Origin of the sequence: Immundisolibacter cernigliae (genome assembly GCF_001697225.1) — a bacterium.
GTDB lineage: Bacteria > Pseudomonadota > Gammaproteobacteria > Immundisolibacterales > Immundisolibacteraceae > Immundisolibacter > Immundisolibacter cernigliae.
On the sequence record NZ_CP014671.1, the window covers coordinates 43,559 to 57,014 of the forward strand.

The 13,456-nt window shown below is 62.6% G+C and carries 15 protein-coding genes and 3 pseudogenes; 8 read left to right on the top strand and 10 right to left on the bottom strand.

From position 1 onward, the window contains the following. Positions 1 to 126: 126 nt before the first annotated feature. From PG2T_RS15240 to PG2T_RS00275, 10 genes and pseudogenes are all read right to left on the bottom strand, one after another. A pseudogene (locus PG2T_RS15240) lies at positions 127 to 369 on the bottom strand (site-specific DNA-methyltransferase); the annotation flags it as partial. Next, positions 369 to 1,403: an ATP-binding protein gene (locus PG2T_RS15855; RefSeq protein WP_202816379.1), complete on the bottom strand. Its 1,035-nt coding sequence runs from the start codon at positions 1,401 to 1,403 to the stop codon at positions 369 to 371. The gene PG2T_RS15855 and the pseudogene PG2T_RS15240, both read right to left, overlap by 1 nt. Before the next feature lie 175 nt (positions 1,404 to 1,578). Continuing rightward, on the bottom strand, positions 1,579 to 2,562 hold the full coding sequence (locus PG2T_RS00255; RefSeq protein WP_068802296.1) for an IS5 family transposase: 984 nt from the start codon (positions 2,560 to 2,562) through the stop codon (positions 1,579 to 1,581). Between the two features lie 80 nt (positions 2,563 to 2,642). Continuing rightward, complete coding sequence (locus PG2T_RS16890; protein ID WP_083214662.1) at positions 2,643 to 2,990, bottom strand: helicase HerA domain-containing protein; 348 nt, start codon at positions 2,988 to 2,990, stop codon at positions 2,643 to 2,645. Next, a complete protein-coding gene (locus tag PG2T_RS15860; protein ID WP_145930937.1) occupies positions 2,906 to 3,358 on the bottom strand; it encodes a hypothetical protein in 453 nt (150 codons plus the stop codon). Before PG2T_RS15860 ends, PG2T_RS16890 begins: the two co-directional genes overlap by 85 nt. Further along, a complete protein-coding gene (locus PG2T_RS15255; protein WP_083214663.1) occupies positions 3,358 to 4,398 on the bottom strand; it encodes an SIR2 family protein in 1,041 nt (346 codons plus the stop codon). Before PG2T_RS15255 ends, PG2T_RS15860 begins: the two co-directional genes overlap by 1 nt. 3 nt (positions 4,399 to 4,401) lie before the next feature. Then, positions 4,402 to 5,688 carry a DUF2130 domain-containing protein gene (locus PG2T_RS00260; RefSeq protein WP_068802297.1) on the bottom strand — a complete coding sequence of 429 codons (1,287 nt, stop codon included), beginning with the start codon at positions 5,686 to 5,688 and terminating at the stop codon, positions 4,402 to 4,404. Further along, positions 5,685 to 6,527 (bottom strand): KilA-N domain-containing protein, encoded by an 843-nt coding sequence (locus PG2T_RS00265; protein WP_068802298.1) that lies wholly within the window; start codon positions 6,525 to 6,527, stop codon positions 5,685 to 5,687. Before PG2T_RS00265 ends, PG2T_RS00260 begins: the two co-directional genes overlap by 4 nt. Further along, positions 6,524 to 7,293 (bottom strand): annotated as a pseudogene (locus tag PG2T_RS16895) (OmpH family outer membrane protein); the annotation flags it as partial. The pseudogene PG2T_RS16895 and the gene PG2T_RS00265, both read right to left, overlap by 4 nt. Further along, a complete protein-coding gene (locus PG2T_RS00275; protein WP_068802300.1) occupies positions 7,248 to 7,472 on the bottom strand; it encodes a helix-turn-helix domain-containing protein in 225 nt (74 codons plus the stop codon). The pseudogene PG2T_RS16895 and the gene PG2T_RS00275, both read right to left, overlap by 46 nt. Before the next feature lie 281 nt (positions 7,473 to 7,753). On the opposite strand from PG2T_RS00275, the gene PG2T_RS00280 reads away from it, so the two are divergent. From PG2T_RS00280 to PG2T_RS00315, 8 genes and pseudogenes are all read left to right on the top strand, one after another. Beyond that, a complete protein-coding gene (locus PG2T_RS00280) occupies positions 7,754 to 8,077 on the top strand; it encodes a hypothetical protein (RefSeq protein ID WP_068802301.1) in 324 nt (107 codons plus the stop codon). A gap of 30 nt (positions 8,078 to 8,107) precedes the next feature. Then, positions 8,108 to 8,575 carry a hypothetical protein gene (locus PG2T_RS00285; RefSeq protein ID WP_068802302.1) on the top strand — a complete coding sequence of 156 codons (468 nt, stop codon included), beginning with the start codon at positions 8,108 to 8,110 and terminating at the stop codon, positions 8,573 to 8,575. Between the two features lie 90 nt (positions 8,576 to 8,665). Continuing rightward, the gene (locus PG2T_RS00290; RefSeq protein WP_068802303.1) at positions 8,666 to 9,109 is read left to right on the top strand and encodes a hypothetical protein; all 444 of its coding nucleotides are present in this window, start codon (positions 8,666 to 8,668) and stop codon (positions 9,107 to 9,109) included. A gap of 373 nt (positions 9,110 to 9,482) precedes the next feature. Further along, positions 9,483 to 10,972 (top strand): annotated as a pseudogene (nifE, locus tag PG2T_RS00295) (nitrogenase iron-molybdenum cofactor biosynthesis protein NifE). Between the two features lie 7 nt (positions 10,973 to 10,979). Then, positions 10,980 to 12,344: a nitrogenase iron-molybdenum cofactor biosynthesis protein NifN gene (nifN, locus tag PG2T_RS00300; protein WP_068802304.1), complete on the top strand. Its 1,365-nt coding sequence runs from the start codon at positions 10,980 to 10,982 to the stop codon at positions 12,342 to 12,344. Between the two features lie 37 nt (positions 12,345 to 12,381). Next, positions 12,382 to 12,792, top strand: coding sequence for a nitrogen fixation protein NifX (gene nifX / locus PG2T_RS00305; RefSeq protein WP_068802305.1), 411 nt, complete (start codon positions 12,382 to 12,384; stop codon positions 12,790 to 12,792). After that, positions 12,785 to 13,249, top strand: coding sequence for a NifX-associated nitrogen fixation protein (locus tag PG2T_RS00310; protein WP_068802306.1), 465 nt, complete (start codon positions 12,785 to 12,787; stop codon positions 13,247 to 13,249). Before nifX ends, PG2T_RS00310 begins: the two co-directional genes overlap by 8 nt. A gap of 6 nt (positions 13,250 to 13,255) precedes the next feature. Next, positions 13,256 to 13,453, top strand: a complete 198-nt coding sequence (locus PG2T_RS00315) for a CCE_0567 family metalloprotein (protein WP_068802307.1) — start codon at positions 13,256 to 13,258, stop codon at positions 13,451 to 13,453. Positions 13,454 to 13,456: the final 3 nt, after the last annotated feature.

A 13,456-nucleotide genomic window follows, 5' to 3' on the forward strand; every position in this document is an offset into this window, starting at 1 on the left:
GTGGGTGGGGTTTTTCCCTCAAGTTGATTTCTGTTCGAAGCGCAGAAAATCGCTCAGGCGCCACGACTCCCTGATCTCGTCGTGCGGCACCAGCAGGTACTTCCACGGCTTGGTGCCTACGTTCGCCGCGTGACCGGTGTTGTACGGCGGGTCGATGAACACGCACTTCACCCGGCCCGCGAACTCCGCCTCCAGCGCTTTGAGCGCCAGCAGGTTATCGCCGAAGATCAGCCGGTTGTCGAAGAGATCGCTTTCCGTCACGCGGTGCTTGGCGTGGTACGACATCGAAGGGTCTTCGAGCAGAATGCGCGGCTCCAGCCGGGGCCGGCTCTCCTCGCCTGTCCATGTGAGTTTGCGTTTTTGCCGCATTATTCTTTAGCAGCTCCTTTACTTTGCCGTCTTAAGCTTTCTACGGCGGCCTTGATTGCACCAGCGTTAGATGCTTTTTCACCCCACTCGCGCCAGAAATTTTTGGTGAGGCTCAATGGTGTTGCTTTGGGTTTGTCCAGTTTAATGCGTGACGGTAACAGAATTGAATCTCCAAGAACGATTGCCTCGCCAATGTCCAATAGTGGCAGAACGTCAGCAATACCGGCCATGCTGTCGGGCATCACAGATTTCACCGCTGACTGATCCTGTTCGTTTGTCAGCCGCAGTGCAATGAAATTGTTGCACTGGCTAAGAATTTTTTTGCTCACATCTGACGGGCGTTGGCTTACCACTAACAACGCAAACCCATACTTTCGGCCTTCTTTCGCGATGCGCTCGAAGGTGTCAAGCGCACGCTTCGCGGCAGCATCTGCATCAGATCGAACAGGCAGGTACAAATGTGCTTCATCGCACACTAGACAAACCGGGGTGCGCGATTCCGCTTGCATCCAAAACTGAACGTCGTAAAGCACTCTCGCCAGGACACTAACAACTGTTGGCAGGACGTCAGACGGGACCTCGGAGAAATCAACGACCTTAATTCCAGAGCGCGCCCCGCTTTTTGTCGATAGAAACGACTCGGCAAAAGACTGGAGCCACTCATATGACTCTGTGGCGGCAGGTGGCTGAAAAAGAAACCCGTATCGCCGGTCCGCGATCTTCGCTTCAAGACGACTAATAAATCTCGTCAGTTTGCCATACCATGGCCCTTGCTTATCTCTACCAGAAGATCCCGAGACCATCTCTTGGTCGTCGTTCTGCAAGCTTGCCTTGACAGCTTTCAGATCGTATGGAACTGGTGAATCGACCGTAAACGATGCAAGGACATCCGTTAAATTAAAACCTTCAAGGACTTTTCGCTTTTGTTCAAAGACAAAGTTGGTAAAACGCATCGCCTGATTTGGCGCGTTGTCATCGCTTCGATCAAGCAACATCGACAGCATTTCTTCCCGATTGAGCAGCCAATGTGGCAAGAACAGACTATGCGGCTTTGGGTCGGCTAGGGAAACGCTGATCAATCCCCCGAAACCAGCGCTATGGACATGACGGCGCTGACGCGTGACCGCCCCTGGGGAAAAACGGCCCGTTTTCGGGTGTGGATCGGGCCAATGTGCGTGTTCTGGCCGGATATTCCGGTTTTGGGCTCCCTCAGGACGCACGGAGGGTGTGCCGCGCCCGAAGGCGCCAGCCGGCAATCACCACGTTGGCCAGGCCGAACAGCGTGAACAGCTGCGCCTGGTTCTTGGCCAGCCCCCGGTAACGCGCCTTGCGGTGCTTGAACAGGTTCTTGATGATGTGAAACGGATGCTCGACCTTGGCCCGCAGGCTCGCCTTGACCTGTTCGATCCGTTCCTGCAGGCGGCCCAGCGCGTCATCGGGCAGGGCCCGGCGCACGCCCGGGCGCAGCGCCACGTGCCAGGTGACCGGCGTGTCCCGATTCTCCGGGCGCTTGGCTACGCCCTGGTAGCCGGCATCGCCCAGCGCGTCCGTTTCCTGCCCGTGCAGCAGGGCGTGCGCCTGGGTCACGTCGTTGACGTTGGCCGGCGTGGTCAGCACCGTGTGCACCAGCCCCGAGTCCAGGTCGACCCCGATGTGCGCCTTCATGCCAAAGTGCCACTGGTTCCCCTTCTTGGCCTGATGCATGTCCGGATCGCGCGCCCGGTCGCGGTTCTTGGTCGACGGCGGGGCGGCGATCAGCGTCGCATCCACGAGGGTGCCCTCACGCAGCAGCAGGCCCTGGCGGGCCAGGTGATCGCGAATCGTCTCGAAGATCACCCGGCTCAGACCCTGATCTTCCAGCAGGCGGCGGAACTTCAGCAGCGTGGTCGCATCCGGCGCCGCCTCGCGGGCCAGGTCGATGCCGATGAAGCAGCGGATGGCGTGGCTGTCGTACACGGCGTCCTCGATGCCCTCGTCCGACAGCCCAAAGCACTGCTGCGCCACGTACATGCGCAGCATGCGCGACAGCCCCAGCGGCGGGCGGCCCGGGCCCTTGCCGGCCGGGTAGAACGGCGCCAGCGCCGCCTCCAGCTGCGCCCACGGCGTCACCGCCTGCAGCTGCGCCAGGAAGCGCTCGCGGCGCGTCTGCTTCTTCTTGCCGGCGTACTCGAGGTCGGAAAAGCTCGTTTGCATGACGTCTGCTCACCACCGCTGCGGACCAGGTCACATTGTCTCAGGACCAAGGTCTCATGCCTCCAACGGGAGGGAATAAATCAGCGTTTCCCTAGATCACCGGGCCCCGCGATCTTCAAATACTCGGCGTACCCGTCCGGCAGGTCTTTTGCCAAGGACGCGTACTCGCCATGCATATCAAGAAGCACAATATTTGGATAGTTCAGGGTGTTCGCGCGTTCGAGTAGAGCCGCAACCGTGTAACTCTTGCCACTACCTGTGCTGCCAAGAATTGCAGCATGTCGCTGAAAGAACCGGTCGCCATCCGCCACAGCCTCGGCGGATGGGTCTATAGCAAAGTGGCCTAAACGGAGAGCTTTGTCGGCGGGAACATCCTGAGACAACACACCCATGAATGACGTAAGGTTTGCCCCTGAATCAAGTGGCATGGTTGATCAATCTGCGGACATGAATCGGCTCCACGCTTGAATGATGGACCTGAATCGCCATCCTTTATCCGGTATGTCCCAACCAAGACGGCGCGAATTGTGTCCTGCATATCCTCGGGAATCGGCACCGTTTCATCGCCCAGTGATTCGCTCACGATAATTGAATCTGAGGGCAACCTTGTAATTCTTTCGACGATTGAAATCAAATATTGATGGCCCGTTGCACCTTGGATTGCCACTAGGTTGCCAACCATCACTTGTTTGAGCAATTCGTGGTCATCAATATGAATAAACACCCGCATGGTATCCACTGACATTACCCGGCCAATGGGATTTGCACCCTCAAAAGACATTACGGCAGAAGCCATCAGATCACTCCTTTATTGAATCCATCCAGATGCCAGAGCTGCTCATCTACGATGAGGGTTTCTCCGACCGAAATTGTAATGCAAGTCCGTAGATCGGTGCTAGAAACTGCACTCAGCGCAATTACTTGAATTCCGCCGCTATTGGCAATCGCCTTCCGAGCATTGTCAGAGAGTTCCATCGTCATTATCACTGTCGGCTTGGTAAGCTTCAGATTTGGACAAATATGCTGTTCCAAATGATCGTCGTTAAAGCCGTAACCCATGAACATAACCCGGGTCGTGTTGGCGACGCCACGATTGCCTGAAGTGCGCTGATCGTCGAATGCCCAGCGAAAACTTTCTCTGTATTTGCTTGCCCCTGGCGTAATGATAATCGGCGTTTTTCCCGCATTTATTGGGCACCTGACGACTTTTCCACCCACATCAAACCAGTCGAGGCTACCGTGTGGTTTGTAGACACATAGGTTCGCGATGGGGCGGAAAGCAGCATTTTTTCCTGCCATGTACGACTCTCGATGCGCGTCAGCCGAACGTTTTGGGTCGGAATAGCCGAAGAGATTCCCTGCGAACCGAGTGTCGACACCGATTCCTGCTGCCTCTGTGGCCAACTCGACCAATCGGTCATAGTTAGGCGTTATGAGATGAAACTTCCGCCCACCCTTGAATAGGTGCTTAACAAACGTTGTGAACGGGAGTGTTTTGGCACCAGCAATCACTTGGGTAAAAACCTCCAGCTCTTTTTCGAGAATCAGCTGTGCGGTCGCTTCAATAATCGCATCGACCGTTGTGGCCTTGAAATTCGTTTTACCCATTGCCGCTTCAAGATGGTCACCAGCATTCAACGCTGCGACGACATCATCCCAAGCCGGATCGGGCGCTGATGCCAATTGAGGCGGAATTACCTTCTTCAAGTGCTCCCCGAGCGGCCACATGCCAGGTATGCCCTCCGCGATAGACAGCCCGGTCCCAACCACAAGCAGAAGACCTTCTTGCAGATGGTCTTGAAGCTGTCGCTTAACTTCCGAGAGTTCGAGTGCCACGAGTTAACTCTCATGTACGCTGGACACTTCGAGGGCTGGGAATTCAAGCCCCTCAATCTCCTGCAACGACTTCCCCGCAATCCCCTGCAAGTCCCCATACATCCCCACCGTCGCGCCCATCACGCGCTCGATTTGTTCCTCGCGCTTGGCCCATTGTTTCATGATGACCTTGCGTTCCTTGTCGAGATCTTCCTGCATGGACGAGAAGGCCTCGACGATGGCCTCGACCCGCTGGCGGAAGCGCGGGCCGGTGAGGTACTGGTAGACCATCGCGGTCTTCGTCTGCTGGCCTTCAGACACCTGCCGCGCCATGCTCACCTGGAGCAGGGTGTGGCGCAGGATGGCGGCGACCGGCAGGGCGGCGCGCGGGTGGGTGACCCATACGCCATCGACGACTTCGAAGGTTTCGACGCCCTTGGGCAAGGCCTGGCTGACGAGGATGGATACTTCGGCCTTGGCGGTACGCTGGTCGTCGCGCAGCTTGGCAAGCCAGCCGTCGCTCCAGTTCTTGGTGCGCTTGAATTCCCACAACATCGTGCCGGCGGACTGGCCGCCCTGGCTGACGACCCGGTGCAGCACGTCACCGCCGAATTCGCCCTTGGGCACGGGTTCGATGCTGTCGAAGGGGAATTTGGCGCGCAGCAGGTTTTCCAGTTCCAGTTCCTGCACTTCGCCCTGCAATTGCTGCGAGCCCTGCTCGGCCCGGCGCTTGAGGTCTTCGATCTGTTTCTGCATCGCGGCAATGGTCTGTTCCTTCTCCATTACCTTGAGTTTCTGTTCGTCCTCGGCCTCTTTCCTCGCTTGGCTGCGGATTACGCTCAGGCCGTCCTGCACGCGCTTTTCGACGGTGAGTTCGAGTTCGCGCTTGGCGTCGTCGAGTTCGCGCTGCTTCTTGATGAGTTCTGCCTGGGCCTTCTGGGCCTCGGCCAGTTTTTCGTTGCGAGCTTTGAGCACTTCCTGAAGTTCGGCAAGTTCGCGCGCCTTGCCTTCGAGTTCCGTCGCAGCAGCCTGCTTCGCTTTCTTCGATTCTTCGGCGACAACGCGGGCGCGCTCGGCCTTCAGTTGTGCGGCGACCTGATCGGCCACCTGTTCATCCAGCGTGCGCTTGGCGTCGGCGATCTGCTTTTCCTTGTCGCGGATGCCTTGTTCGCGCTTGGCAATGTCCTCGTCCTTTTGTGCGAGCTGCCGCTCGAACTGCTGGCGCGTCGCTGCGATCAGAGGCGCGGCGAGGGATTCCGTCAGCCGGATTTCAGTCTTGCAGTTCGGGCAGGTAATCGTGGGTTCGGTCATGGCTCGATTTCCTTGGGAGTATTTTTGGCGCCCAGCCGTTTGACCGCAGGCATGCCGACCAATGAACGCATTTGCGTGATGGCGATGGCATTCAACTGCGCCAGGCGTTCGGGCGCGGCCATTCCCTGGTGGATGAGAACGGCATTGATGCTTTCCAGATTCGACAGCACGACCAGTTGTTCCAGTGTAGCGGCATCGCGCATGTTGCCGGTCTGGCCGGGGTTGGCTTGCCGCCATTGCGCTGCGGTGGCACCGAACAGGGCGGCGTTGAGCAAGTCGGCTTCGCTGGCATACACCATGCTAGTCTGCGCCTTGGTCAGGCGCGGAGGGATCAGGCGTTCCTTGATGGCGTCGGTGTGGATCTTGTAGTTGACCTTGGCCAGCGTGCGCTGGAAGTTCCACTCCAATGCTTCGGTGCGGGCTTCCGCATCCTTGAGGCGCTGGAATTCCTTGATGAGGTAGAGTTTGAATTCCGGGCTCAGCCAGGACCCGAACTCGAAGGCGATATCGCGGTGGGCAAAGGTGCCGCCACCCCGGCCTGACTTGGCATAAAGCCCGATGGCGCCTGTGGCCTCTATCCATTTCTTGGGTGACAGCGAAAAGCTGTTCAGGCCCGCCTGATTTTTAAACCTTTCGAATTCGAGAGGTTTAAAGGCCGGGTTGTAGATTTGCTCCCAGATGCCCAGAAACTCGACGGTGTTCCGGTTGCGCAGCCAGTTGTACAGGATGCTTTCATCGCCGAATTTCCTGACCATGTCTGTCAGTGAGATGAAATCCTTTTCGTGGCGACTGACGATGGCGACTTCGGCACCCTGCACTACGAGCGTCTGCTTCTTCATTTCAACTTCCACTCCACGGTAAACAGCGTGCGGTCTTCCACCTGCTGCTGGAGCTGCGCCTCAAGCTGGGTGATCAGATCGTTGCGCTGGGCCTCGATTTCGTCCTGCCGGGCGAACAGCTCGCGGCGCAGCTTGCTGCGCTTGGCTTCCAGATCGCGCTGCTTCTGCTGCCATGACAGCTTCTCTTCCGGCGTCGGCGAAATGGCGGCGGTGCGCTGCACTTCCTTGATTTCGCGGTCGATCTGCTTGATCTCCCGCTCCGGGCCGAGCTTCAGGTCGTCCGCCCAGGCGTCCAGCTGCTGGACTTCCTGCCCACAGTAGCCGGGGTTGCGCTGGTTGATGTCGTGCAGGAGGGAGGTCTTGCGGGCTTGGGCATCGGCTTGCAACGCGGGCGGGATGCCCTCACTCCCGGCCCCTCTCCCGGGGGAGAGGGGAGCTCACGGGCGGGCAGGCGCAGCAGTTTTTCGGGGTCGTTTTCCGGCAGCAGCAAGCCGTCGGTCGTGCTCGCTACCACCCTCACGTGCTGCTCCTGGTTGCCGAGCGCCGCGACGGTGGCCAGTTGCACCGCACGCCAGTCGGCCTTGCCGCGATGGGCTTCGAGCGTGTTGATCTTCGTGCCGTAGGCAGCGTAGTCGAAGACAAGACGCGCGCCGTCGAGCGCGCGGGCCCTGGCGCGCTCGGTAATCCAAGGCGCCAGAGGATGGTTGACCCGGTATCCGATCACTCTGCTTGCGCCTTTTTGTTGTGGATGCGGTCGGCGATCCAGCGATCCAGCTCGAAGCGGCGAAAGCGCCAGGTGCCTCCCAGCTTGAACGCCGGAATCTCGCCCTGCTGCGCCAGGCGATACACCGTGCGCTTGCCGGCCTTCAGGTACGCGGCTACGTCGTCGAGGGTGAGGATTTCGTCGCGGGTCTCGGGCACTGTGTCACCTTCCGGAATGGCCATGGATGGCATCTACTGGCCAATTCTGGTCGATTCTTCCATGTTTCGGCATCACCGGCCAGCGACCGCGAGCGACCCGCACGGCTTGTCCAACACCGGCACAGTGTCTGGCGCGTCGCTGCGGCATCCATGCCGCCTGTCGCAGGCGCGACAAACGCGACACACCCCCGGGTTCCCGGGCACTCGACATGTCCCTGAAACGCTGTGAATTACATCCTGTGTGGACTGGCCCGGGCGTTGCTTGGCCAAGCTCAGGCTCCCCACCGGTCGCAACTCCCACGCCCATGGACACGTCAAGGACACCGATCAAGCTGACCCAGGACGGCCGCCGAGTAGAAGTGGTCGGCCGTGCCATCTGCCTCGATGGCCGCCGCGAGGCGGAGGCCCTGACGCCGGTGGGCCGGCACCCGAACCGCGCCGCCATCTGGCGAGCGGTTCCGGACGCCACCCACATGGCCGGCCGGGTGCCGCTCACCGCCCAGGAAGCGGCCATGGCACAGGCCGCACTGGACGCCGCCCGGGCGGCCTACGAGGCAAGCCCGCTGGCCATTGCCGAGCGCATCCGCCACGCCGCGGACGACATCCTGAAGCTGCGCATCGATGAATGAGGCGCCATGCCGGCGCCTGGAGCAGGGCCCATGATCCACGTACTCGAAGTGCCGCGCCAAGGCCGTGCGCAGGCGTGGTTTGCCTTCGACGAGGCTGATCTGATCGGCAAGATTCGCGCCGCGCGGGCGCGGCCGGACGGGCAGCTGCATGGCGTGGCCAGCCCGCGCGAACTGCTGGCGGCCAGCGGCCAGGCGCCGGACACGGCGCCGCTCTGGATCGCGGCATTGGCGCAGCAGCACGGCTGGGACACGCCGCTGTATCGCGCCGACGCCTTGCTGGGGGAGGGGATTTATCAGGCCGAACCGGTCAGCGAGCTTCGCGCCTGCGTCGCGGCGCTGGTCGATACGCTGCAGACCTGCCGCGTGTACCCGGACGACCAGACCGCCCTCGATGCCCTGTACCGCGATCCGCTGTACCACGGGCGGGACGGCTTCTACGCCCACATGGCCCTGCGGGAACAGCTGATCGCGCTGGAGGTGCTGGCGGATGATTTGTGAACGCACGGCGCGCGAGCGGGCTCTGCGGCCGGCGGCCTGTCCGCAGACAGCGGGCCTGAACACCTTGCCCATCCGGATCGGGAGCCGCCCATGAGCAGCATCTTCATCAACGTCACCAAATCCGAAGCGCTGGAAAAATCGCCCATCGACAAGGCCGTCACCCGCGTGGCCATGGCCCTGGCCCGCCAAGGCCTGCAAGGCGCCTTGCCCGCCGGCCCGAGTCTGGAGATCACGTTCCTGCTGGCGTGCGCGGACCTGCAACCGGATTTCGAGGGCATGCGCATGGGCGGTTACACGGCCGACGACCCGGTGCTGCGCTTCCACGCCGCCGTGCCGGCGCAGCTGGCTCACTCGACGCTGGCGCCGCGTTATGTGGCGGCGGTGCTCGATGACGTGCTCGGCAACGCCCACGACTATTTCGCCGACCGGCAAATACCGTTCGACGGCCCGGCGTGGCGCCGCGTGTTCGACGCCGCAGCCGTGCACGGCGAAGACCTCTCGGACCTGACCGAGGCTGCGCTGCCGGCGCTCTGAGCAGGCAGCGTGGCCGGATGGCTCCGCGCGAGGGAGGATTCGGCCCGAGGGCGGGCCTCCCACGGGCGCTGTGTTGTGGGAGCGGCGCCCTCGCCGCGAATCTTCTCTTCCAGTGCGTTGGCCTTGACCCGTACGCAAGACACCCATGCGGACACGCTGCCGACGACGGACGTGAAGGGTGCCTGCCGCCGTGTGCGACAAACCCCACAGCGTCGTGTCACAAACCGGCCAACCACGCTGTTCGGCGGTGCCAGAGCTTCGTTTAACTGACTGTTTCACAGTCAAGATTCATGCCCCTCCCGGGCTGGCCCGATTCCTGCGATGCCTCCAGCAGGCGCCGGCCTTCCCCCGCCCGGCGCATGGAGGTCGCTTCATGAGCACGCTGTCGAGCACGATCCAGGACGTCTTCAACGAGCCCGGTTGCGACAAGAACCAGGGCAAGTCGGACAAGGAGCGCAAGAAGGGTTGCACCAAGCAGTTGCAGCCCGGCGGCGCGGCCGGCGGTTGCGCCTTCGACGGCGCCAAGATCGCGCTGCAGCCGATCACCGACGTGGCGCACCTGGTGCACGGGCCGATCGCCTGCGAGGGCAATTCCTGGGACAACCGGGGGCCAAATCCTCGGGCTCGCGCCTGTACCGCACCGGCTTCACCACCGACATCAACGAGACCGACGTGGTGTTCGGCGGCGAGAAGCGGCTGTACAAGTCGATCCGCGAGATCGTCGACAAGTACGATCCGCCGGCGGTGTTCGTGTACCAGACCTGCGTGCCGGCGATGATCGGCGACGACATCGAGGCCGTCTGCAAGGCGGCCAGCGAGAAGTTCGGCAAGCCGGTGGTGCCGGTCAATGCGCCCGGTTTCGTCGGGGTCAAGAACCTGGGCAACAAGCTGGCCGGCGAGGCGCTGCTGGAGCACGTGATCGGCACCCGGGAGCCGGACTACACCACGCCCTACGACATCAACATCATCGGCGAGTACAACCTGGCCGGCGAGCTGTGGCAGGTCAAGCCGCTGCTGGACGAGCTGGGCATCCGCGTGCTGGCCTGCATCTCGGGCGACGCCAAGTACCACGAGGTGGCGCAGTCGCACCGGGCGCGGGCGGCGATGATGGTGTGCTCGAAGGCCATGATCAACGTGTCCCGCAAGATGGAGGAGCGCTACGGCATTCCGTTCTTCGAGGGCTCGTTCTACGGCATCGGCGACATGAGCGATTCGCTGCGCGAGATCGCGCGGCTGCTGATCGAACGCGGCGCCGACGCCGAATTGATGGTCCGCACCGAGGCGCTGATCGCCCGCGAGGAAGCCCGCGCCTGGGCGGCGCTGGAGCCCTATCGCGAGCGCCTGGCCGGCAAGCGGGTGTTGCTGATCACCGGCGGCGTCAAGTCCTGGTCGGTGGTGGCGGCCCTGCAGGAAGTGGGGCTGGAGATCGTCGGCACCTCGGTGAAAAAGTCCACCAAGGAGGACAAGGAGCGCATCAAGGAAATCATGGGCGAGGAAGCGCACATGATCGAGGACATGACCCCGCGCGAGATGTACCGGATGCTCAGCGAGGCGCGGGCCGACATCATGCTGTCCGGCGGGCGCTCCCAGTTCGTGGCGCTCAAGGCCAAGATGCCGTGGATGGACATCAACCAGGAGCGCCACCACGCCTTCGCCGGCTACGTGGGCATGGTGGAGATGATCCGCCGCCTGGACCTGGCCCTGCACAACCCGATCTGGCAGCAGGTGCGCACGCCGGCGCCGTGGCTGGCCGCCGAAGCAAGCAATCTTCGTAGCCTGGATGTAGCGCAGCGAAATCCGGGGTCAACCGGCGTGACTTCCCCGGACTTGGGTACAGCGGCCTGCATCCCGGCGACGGCTTGAGTCAGTCATGGCAACCGTCGTCAAATCCAAAAAGGCCTGCACGGTCAATCCGCTCAAGATGAGTCAGCCGGTCGGCGGGGCGCTGGCCTTCATGGGCGTGCGCGGGTCGATGCCGCTGCTGCACGGCTCGCAGGGCTGTACCTCGTTCGGGCTGGTGTTGTTCGTGCGCCATTTCCGCGAGTCGATTCCGCTGCAGACCACCGCCATGAGCGAGGTGGCGACCGTGCTCGGCGGCTTCGAGAACGTCGAGCAGGCGGTGCTGAACATCGCCCAGCGCACCCAGCCCGGCCTGATCGGCATCTGCTCCACCGGCGTCACCGAGACCAAGGGCGACGACGTGGAGGGTTTCATCACCCTGATCCGCGAACGCCACCCGGAACTGGCGCACATTGGCCTGGTGTACGCCTCGACGCCGGACTTCAAGGGCGCGTTTCAGGACGGCTGGGCGGCCACCGTGACGCGCATGGTCGAGACCCTGGTCGAGGTGCCAAGCGGCCCGCCGCGGCGCGGGCAGGTGAACCTGCTGCCCGGCTGCCACCTGACGCCCGGCGACATCGAGGAGCTGCGCGAGATCATCGAGGCGTTCGGCCTTGTGCCCGTGATCCTGCCCGATCTGTCGGACTCGCTGGATGGCCACATCCCGGACGACTTCACGCCCACCACGCTCGGTGGCGTGACGCTCACCGACATCGCCGGCATGGGCCGCTCGGAGCTGACGCTTGCCATCGGCGAGCAGATGCGCCCGGCGGCCGCGGCGCTCGGAGCCAAGACCGGCGTGCCCTACGTGCTGTTCGAGCGCCTGACCGGCCTGGTGGCGAACGACGCCTTTCTGATGCGCTTGTCCGAGCTGTCCGGCCGGCCGGTGCCGGCCAAATACCGCCGCCAGCGCAGTCAGCTCGAGGACGCCATGCTCGACGGGCATTTCTTTTTCGGCGGCTGCAAGGTGGCGCTGGGGGCGGAGCCGGACCTGCTGTTCGCGGTCGGCTCGTTCCTGGTCGAGATGGGCTGCCGGATCGGCGCCGCCGTCACCACCACCGAATCGCCGCTGCTGGAACGCCTGCCCTGTGACGAGGTGCTGATCGGCGACCTCGAAGACCTGGAGCAGCGCGCCGCCGGCTGCGATCTGCTGATCACCCACGCCCACGGCCGGCAGATGGCCGAACGCCTGGAGCTGCCGTTCTTTCGCTTGGGACTGCCGATGTTCGACCGCCTGGGCGCCGCGCATCAGCTGACCGTCGGCTACCGCGGCACGCGCGGGCTGGTATTCGACATCGGCAACCTGCTGTTGGCGCACGGTCACGAGCCGGGGCCGGACGACTGGAGACTCCCCGATGTGCACGAGCCGGCGGCCGCGACGCTTGCGGCTGATTGATTCCCGCCAACCGCGACAGCGGTTCCATGGAGGCCTTATGAAAATAGCTTTTTGTACCCAGGATCTCAGCCAGGTGGATGCCCACTTCGGCTGGGCCAAGAACATCGCGATCTACGACGTGGGGCCGGACGGGCACCGCTTCGTGGAGGCGATCCAGTTCGACGGCGACCTGCAGGAAGACGGCAACGAGGACAAGCTGGCGCCCAAGCTGGAGGCCATCAAGGACTGCGCCATTCTGTACGTGGCCGCCATCGGCGGCTCTGGCGCGGCGCGCGTGGTGGCGCATGGAATCCACCCGATCAAGGTGGCGCAGCCGGAGCCGATCCCCGAAATCCTGGAAAAACTGCAAGGCGTGCTGGCCGGCTCGCCGCCGCCGTGGCTGCGCAAGGCGCTGCAGAAGGGCAAGGAACGCACATTCGATCTGGAAGACGAGGTGGAACATGGCTGAGGCAGAGCTGATTCAGGACCCGATGCAGGTGCCGGTGGTACGCGAGCTGGTCAAGCAGTGGCGGGCGCAGGACGCCCACGGCGCCTGGGAGGGCAAGAGCGACGCGAAGCTGCTCGAACCCTACATCCTGACCCGCGAGAAGCGGCGCGAAATCCCCATCATCGGCGACCCGGACCCGGAAACCCTGTGGCGCATGGAGCTGTTCTACAACGCCATCGGCCTGGCCATCGAGCGGGCGACCGGCGTGATGGTGTCGCCGATGATGAAAGTGCACCACGAGGGCTTCGGCCGGCTGGTGCTGACCGCCGGGCGCCTCATCGTGGTCAACAAACAGCTGCGCGACCTGCACCGCTTCGGCTTCGAGAGCCTGGAGAAACTGGCCGCCGAGGGCGAAAAGCTGGTGGCGGCGGGTGTCGAGATGATCACCAAGTATCCGGAACTGGCGAACTACGGCTGATACACCATGGACGACCTGGAAACCCTGAAGGCGCGGGTGAAGCAACTGAACGCCCGCGCCACCACGCTCAAGATGAACCTGCACGACCTGTCCGAGGACCTGCCGACCGGCTGGGAGAACATCCCGGACCTGGCGGCGCAGGCCTTCGACGCCTACCGCAGCCTGGCCGAAGCGCGCCGCGCGCTGACGCAGGCGGGAGGCTGAGGC

Coding starts and splice junctions, on each gene's coding strand:
- PG2T_RS00265 (WP_068802298.1), bottom strand. CDS start 6,527: ATGAAGAAGCAGACGCTCGTAGTGCAGGGTGCCGAAGTCGCCATCGTC.
- PG2T_RS00275 (WP_068802300.1), bottom strand. CDS start 7,472: ATGGCCATTCCGGAAGGTGACACAGTGCCCGAGACCCGCGACGAAATC.
- PG2T_RS15860 (WP_145930937.1), bottom strand. CDS start 3,358: ATGGCTTCTGCCGTAATGTCTTTTGAGGGTGCAAATCCCATTGGCCGG.
- PG2T_RS00315 (WP_068802307.1), top strand. CDS start 13,256: ATGGACGACCTGGAAACCCTGAAGGCGCGGGTGAAGCAACTGAACGCC.
- PG2T_RS00290 (WP_068802303.1), top strand. CDS start 8,666: ATGAGCAGCATCTTCATCAACGTCACCAAATCCGAAGCGCTGGAAAAA.
- PG2T_RS00285 (WP_068802302.1), top strand. CDS start 8,108: ATGATCCACGTACTCGAAGTGCCGCGCCAAGGCCGTGCGCAGGCGTGG.
- nifX (WP_068802305.1), top strand. CDS start 12,382: ATGAAAATAGCTTTTTGTACCCAGGATCTCAGCCAGGTGGATGCCCAC.
- PG2T_RS00255 (WP_068802296.1), bottom strand. CDS start 2,562: ATGCAAACGAGCTTTTCCGACCTCGAGTACGCCGGCAAGAAGAAGCAG.
- PG2T_RS00260 (WP_068802297.1), bottom strand. CDS start 5,688: ATGACCGAACCCACGATTACCTGCCCGAACTGCAAGACTGAAATCCGG.
- PG2T_RS00310 (WP_068802306.1), top strand. CDS start 12,785: ATGGCTGAGGCAGAGCTGATTCAGGACCCGATGCAGGTGCCGGTGGTA.
- nifN (WP_068802304.1), top strand. CDS start 10,980: ATGGCAACCGTCGTCAAATCCAAAAAGGCCTGCACGGTCAATCCGCTC.
- PG2T_RS00280 (WP_068802301.1), top strand. CDS start 7,754: ATGGACACGTCAAGGACACCGATCAAGCTGACCCAGGACGGCCGCCGA.
- PG2T_RS16890 (WP_083214662.1), bottom strand. CDS start 2,990: ATGCCACTTGATTCAGGGGCAAACCTTACGTCATTCATGGGTGTGTTG.